The organism is Chitinophagales bacterium, from assembly GCA_040877935.1.
Taxonomy (GTDB): Bacteria; Bacteroidota; Bacteroidia; order Chitinophagales; family CAIOSU01; genus JBBDNB01.
Genome location: JBBDNB010000043.1, coordinates 260,786 through 266,785 on the forward strand (window position 1 = coordinate 260,786; position 6,000 = coordinate 266,785).

The 6,000-nt window shown below is 38.7% G+C and carries 6 protein-coding genes; 2 read left to right on the forward strand and 4 right to left on the reverse strand.

All coding sequences use genetic code 11. From position 1 onward, the window contains the following. The first annotated feature begins 128 nt into the window (after window positions 1–128). Both WD048_12010 and WD048_12015 read left to right on the forward strand, forming a co-directional pair. Entirely contained in the window at window positions 129–500 is a 372-nt protein-coding gene (locus tag WD048_12010; GenBank protein ID MEX0812933.1) for a hypothetical protein, read from the forward strand. Between the two features lie 369 nt (window positions 501–869). Further along, a complete protein-coding gene (locus WD048_12015; protein MEX0812934.1) occupies window positions 870–1,460 on the forward strand; it encodes a hypothetical protein in 591 nt (196 codons plus the stop codon). Window positions 1,461–1,660: 200 nt separating this feature from the next. Here the strand turns inward: WD048_12015 and WD048_12020 are convergent, their stop codons facing one another. The 4 genes from WD048_12020 to WD048_12035 all read right to left on the reverse strand — a co-directional run bounded on the left by WD048_12020 (window position 1,661) and on the right by WD048_12035 (window position 5,833). Next, window positions 1,661–3,064 carry a T9SS type A sorting domain-containing protein gene (locus WD048_12020; protein MEX0812935.1) on the reverse strand — a complete coding sequence of 468 codons (1,404 nt, stop codon included), beginning with the start codon at window positions 3,062–3,064 and terminating at the stop codon, window positions 1,661–1,663. 128 nt (window positions 3,065–3,192) lie between these two features. Beyond that, window positions 3,193–3,747 carry a hypothetical protein gene (locus WD048_12025; protein MEX0812936.1) on the reverse strand — a complete coding sequence of 185 codons (555 nt, stop codon included), beginning with the start codon at window positions 3,745–3,747 and terminating at the stop codon, window positions 3,193–3,195. Window positions 3,748–3,768: 21 nt separating this feature from the next. Then, window positions 3,769–5,253, reverse strand: a complete 1,485-nt coding sequence (gene accC, locus WD048_12030; GenBank protein ID MEX0812937.1) for an acetyl-CoA carboxylase biotin carboxylase subunit — start codon at window positions 5,251–5,253, stop codon at window positions 3,769–3,771. Window positions 5,254–5,581: 328 nt separating this feature from the next. Further along, complete coding sequence (locus WD048_12035; protein ID MEX0812938.1) at window positions 5,582–5,833, reverse strand: hypothetical protein; 252 nt, start codon at window positions 5,831–5,833, stop codon at window positions 5,582–5,584. Window positions 5,834–6,000: the final 167 nt, after the last annotated feature.

Sequence of the window (6,000 nt, forward strand, 5' to 3'; positions counted from 1 at the left end):
AGTGTGAGTAGATGTTTTTATTAATTTATAATATGAACTGTATAGAAAATGAAATAATTAAAAAAAGACTATGTTAGGTTAATCTCAAACAACTTTTCCTTTTAGTAGCTACATTCTTATTTTTAAGTATGCTTACAATTATTATGTTAGGCTTGGTAGATAAAACTAGGGATATTTTAAAAGTGCTATTAGATATAGCTCCATTGTATTTAGCTTTAATTATTCTAGAAATACTCATACTCTTTTTTGTTAAAAAGGGACGTTTCTTCTCAACACATTTCGAATATAATTATCCATTTCGATTTTGGGACAAAAGTGTTCGCCACATTAATTGGACAGCACTTACTAACATATCGACTCTTAATCCTTATAGGGGAGGTGGCAGGCAGATTCATATGCATACAGAAGATGAAAAAATTAATTTTTATTGTACAGAAGAAGAAGTGATTATTTTAGAAAAAAAACTAAATATTAAAATAAAGCGTCCATACTTTAGATAGGGTATTCCTCCCCGCTGGTGCAATGGCGCGTAGGCAAAAAGCAGAGCCTTCTTGTACCATATCCAATTAAGTCCAAACTGCAAAGCAACATTTTTTCTTATTTTTATTTTCATGAGCAGAATGTATAAATTTTATGGTTCTGGGCAAAAGGACTTGTTGGACATAAAATTGCTAAATTGAATTTTAATCAAAATTGTCTTGTAGATTTGAAATATGGCACAAGCACCGCTGTCGCTAATGCTTGCGCCAGCGGGGATAATTATACGGGTGAAAATACACCCGGCCATGTTCCGGGTACAATTATGGCAGAACCATCAAGTACAAATGAAACGTACGATGAATATATGGCAGATGAATTAAAGGAAAGGCATGGAGTCAAGAATTCACAAAGGGAAAGGGTTCACAGAAACATACCTAAGTAGATTATTTGTTTTGATCATTGTTTTTTTTGCAGGATGTAATAATACTGCCGAAAATTACGATTGCTTTCAAAGCAGGTCAAATACTTATTTGGTAGAAGATTTTGAAAGTGCAGATTCATCTTTTCTGCTGGTTCAAATGGATGATTTTGTATTTGATACAGTTTATGGCTGTCAATGTTTAGTAGACAAAGAATATGCAAAAAGCAAAGCATATCTATATATTGGAGGTAGCTATAGAGAGATAACCAACTACCGTTATCAAAGCCATACATTATTAATACTGATAGAAAACGATAGTGCTAAATTAAAGTTAAACAGAAACTCAGACCTACCATTTAAGTCAAGCTATTATTTGGAGGCAGATGTAACATTAAATTCAGGAGCCCCATTTACCAAAGGTTCCCTAAAAGGCAGGTTCAATGCTGAAATGACATGTGTTGATTCGTTAATAGTCAACCCTGAGTACACACTTAAGGTACAGGGGACTTTTAATTGCAGGTTTATAGAAACCACTGAAGGGTTACCAGATACAATATGATAATTGCTTAGAGTCTGCACTCGTTCGCTATGCTGCAAAAGCTAAGCGGCAAACGAGTGAGAGTGGGTTAAAAGAGTTCCAAAAGCTGCATTAAGAACCTAAGTTCGATAAGCCACTGGCTCCAACTGCCGCCAGGTACTGGTGGCAAAACAATTACTTTATATCTACAACCCTATAGCCAAGCTAATGCAACTCCAACCCTAATTCTTAATCAATTTCTTAAGGGCATATTCACCTGAATTGTTTCTCAATTCCACAAAATAAATGCCCGAAACCAAGTGGCTGATGTCAATGGATTCCAGATTGCTCAATAGCTGTTGGGACATTATTACTTTTCCGCCAAGGGAATAAATGTTCATCAGCAGATCGCTTTCAGCCGACTCGATATTAAATACCTCATTGGCAGGATTAGGATAAAGGCTGAAATCCAATTCGCCCACTTCAAAAATATCCGTGCAAGTAGGAAGATTGGTAAGCAAATACAAGGCTGTAGCTGTTACGGATGGTTCTACACAACCGAAGTGATTTAAAGCACCATTATTAAAAGCCTCAACATCTGGAGCACCATTGGCTCTCCATGTGGAATCGGCTCTAACACCATTCAGGTAATTCACCTCCTCGTCCTCTGTGCAATAATGTATTTTTACAGTATTTTGAGGTGCCCAGCCCATCAAGTCATTGTCGTTTAAAACAAACCTTAATGGATGGTTTAGGTCATTTTCAAATTTCTGGATGATAGAATCCTTAATCATTTGCCTTGGAATTGGGTCGCAGAATCCATTTATATGACCAATGCCATTTGTTTTGCTGTAAAACAGGGGTGGAAGAACCGTATCGTATGGACTCTTGAAAATATCTGAAGCGTTAGGGAATTCAGACTGTAAAGTATCGTAAATGGAATGATAGCCCAATAGTAAATAGGGCAAGTATCCTGGTACTGAAAAACTATCTGACGAAAGCATCACATCCACCATAGTCTTATTCAGGTCATAAGGTCCGGACATAGGGATGCTGGCCATAATATCAAATTCCTGTGCGTAATTTTCCTGGATCAATTTATTGGCGGCCATAGCGGTATGTCCACCTTGTGAATATCCGGTTAAAACAACCTCTCCATTCAATGGACTGGATAAAATATCGGCCAATTCCCTGGCAGCCCTCATGCTATTGATGATGGTGTGTCCGTTGTGAAAAGTATTGACATAAGGATGGATTAAAATAGCGCTATCACCGCTACCGGCTCCCAAGCCTAAAATATCGGGCATAACGGTAACTACACCGCCAAAGCCTGCAAACAAAAAAGTGATGGGTCTCTCGGCCGCATTGTAACTGGCAGAGCTATTACGCTCAGAGAATGTACCATGACCATAAGCTGCTAACAAACTAGGACAATCTTTATTTTTAGGTATCGCAACAATTCCCGATGTTGTAATTAGGGAATCGATATGCTTATAAGGAGTTTTGTAAAATATTTGATAAACATCCACATCGTACTTTGGAGTGATGGGCAGTCCAAACCCTGAATTATCTAGAAATGTACGGAGTTCTTGTTTAGTGAAACTGTCTTGAATAGAGTAAGAAACCAATTGTGCTTTAATGCTCAAGACTATCGATATTGATAAGGCTAAGGATAGGATAATTTTACGCATAGATTTTTTTGTGTCTAAAGATATGAATTTCAATCTGCAATAAATCTTCTAATGCATATTCCAGGTTATTAGACTTATCACCATCACTTGATGATCTTAAAAGCATCCATTATCTTGAAGGCTGCGGTGGAGAATTTATCAAAATCAGATTGATCGGCAGTGTATGTCAATACAAAAGCTTCTTGTTCTATTACCCAGTAATATTGCAGCCATTTCAATTCGAATTCTTCTTTGTCACCAGCATAGCAGATTTCGTAATACCTCTGGCCATTGCGTTCATTGTATTGTGCCTTGATCAATTGCACATTCTTTACCATGCTTAGTATTTGACTTTTTGAGATTTCAGCATACATGGTTAAATCTATTGTGTGATTTATTTCCGATAAATCCTGTACCACTAAATTGATGTTTTCTCTAAATGAATCATTTTCCAATACATTCGGTGCCAATAAAATAAATCGGGTGTCTACCTCACCACTTTCACTAAATTGCCAGGCCTCGGGATAGTGCAACTCATAATCCATTCGCTCTAATTTTTTCCAGTGGGAAGGAATATTAATTTCCTGTGAAAACAGTTCAGCACTGCAATAAAATGACAAGACTAAAAGGCAAATAAGAAAATCTTTCAGTGGGTGCATAACACGCTGATTTTTAGCAATTCAGAATTTTCGTGATGACCATCTGCTCTTTTTCAAGCTGCGTCCGTTTTCGCTCAACTCGTGTTTTGATTTTTGTTCTTTCAATAGCCTGTGGGAGAGGAGAGCGGCAATTTTAGCTTCTGCTTTATCTTCTACCTGCATGGCTTTGGGGTCAAAATGCTCTTTCACGAAATTGGTAGAAAAATCCCCGCTTACGAAAGCAGGATGCTTCATTACGTATGTCCCGAAAGCGAGTGTGTTTTTCACCCCTACAATTTTATAATCCTCTATGGCTCTTATCATCCGCTGAATGGCCTCTTCCCGGTCTTTTCCATAAGTAACCAGTTTAGAGATCATAGGGTCGTAATAAATGGGAATATCCATGCCCTGTTCAAAACCATCATCTACCCGTACGCCCGGTCCGAGTGGACGTTGGTATTTCTTTAATTTTCCGATATCTGGCAAAAAATTATTTTGTGGATCCTCAGCATATACACGCAACTCAATGGCATGTCCCTGTATTTTTAAATCCTCTTGTTTATAAAGTAGTTTTTCTCCCTTTGCAATTCGAACCTGTTCTTTTACCAAATCAATTCCGGTGATTAGCTCGGTTACAGGATGTTCTACCTGCAATCGGGTATTCATTTCCAGGAAGTAAAAATTCAATTGGTCATCTAGCAGAAACTCAACGGTACCCGCACCTTCATAATTACAAGCACGCGCTACATCTATGGCACATTGCCCCATTTTCTGGCGAATTTCTGGGGTCAGAACTGCCGATGGAGCTTCTTCAATCACTTTTTGATGCCTGCGCTGAATGGAGCAATCGCGTTCAAAAAGGTGCAGGAAGTTGTTGTGTCGATCGCACAAAACCTGTATTTCGATGTGTCGCGGTTTGGTTACGAATTTTTCAATAAAAACCGAACCATCACCAAAAGAGCTGGTGGCTTCGCTTACGGCCAATTTCATTTGCGATTCAAATTCCCCGGCATTTTCTACAATGCGCATTCCTTTGCCACCTCCACCGGCAGCGGCTTTTATCAAAATGGGAAAGCCAATATCCTTTGCAATCTTTTTCGCTTTAGGAATATCTTTTATAGCGTGGTCTGTACCGGGCACCAAAGGGATATCAAATTTTTTAACGGCATCTTTGGCAGTCAACTTATTGCCCATAGCGCTGATACTTTCGGGTGAAGGGCCTATGAATATGATTCCTGCATCTTTAACTTTTTGGGAGAATTCAGCATTCTCAGATAAGAAGCCATAGCCCGGATGTATGCCATCTACATTTAGCTTTTTAGCAGTGGCAATGATTTTATCCATCAACAAATAGGATTGATTGGATGGCGGAGGGCCAAGGCATACAGCTTCATCGGCAAATTTCACATGTGGCGACAAGCGATCGACTTCTGAAAATACCGCTACAGTTTTAATGTTCATTTCCTTAAGCGAGCGCATGATGCGCAGTGCTATCTCTCCCCGGTTGGCTACCAATACTTTTTCCATCACTGATTTTTAATGAATTGCTAAGTTAGGGATTTGTGGATTTAAATGTAGTTCCTTCAATCAATCTCTTGCTATTCCTGCGAATGGAAAATTTTTTGTCGCTCGATATATGCTATTCTGGACACTACCTTTGCTCATCCTCAATTTGATTGCTGGTAATCCCTAGTGTGGACACTACTGATAGGAGTGAAAGCTTGTTGCGCAGCACTTTGTTTTTTGTCTTATATCCCAAAATTCTGAAAGGTGCGACCCCGCTGGGGTCGGGTTTATCGTTGAAGTCGCATCTTTATAAACATGCCATCCTTCCAGGATGGATAAAAGTTCTTGTTTAAATTAAACCCGGGTTATGCATTGGAACTTTGTGATGAGAGTTGAAAGCACAACCTGCCTGCCGGCTGAGGCAGGTAAAATCAGGCTGTTTGGTCCCGACAACAGTACGGGGTAGCATAGCATCGCTATGGTGAAATTGAAAATAGCAACGAAGTGCTGATTTTGAAGTGATTTCAAGTTGCAATAAATTTTCTAATGCATACTCTGGGTTAAAAGGCTCTTGTATTGATTGAATATTTTTAGGATTCATTCAAAGCAAATCGCACTGATGCCAGCGAAATCAAATGTTTTTTGACAGGATGTCTTTATAAACAAATCATCCTTGCGCGATGATGTTGTTTTTTCAGAAGGGAAGAAATCAGCAATATTTAGTGTTTGGTCGAGACCTCCAATCACTATACTATCATTGAATTTCTG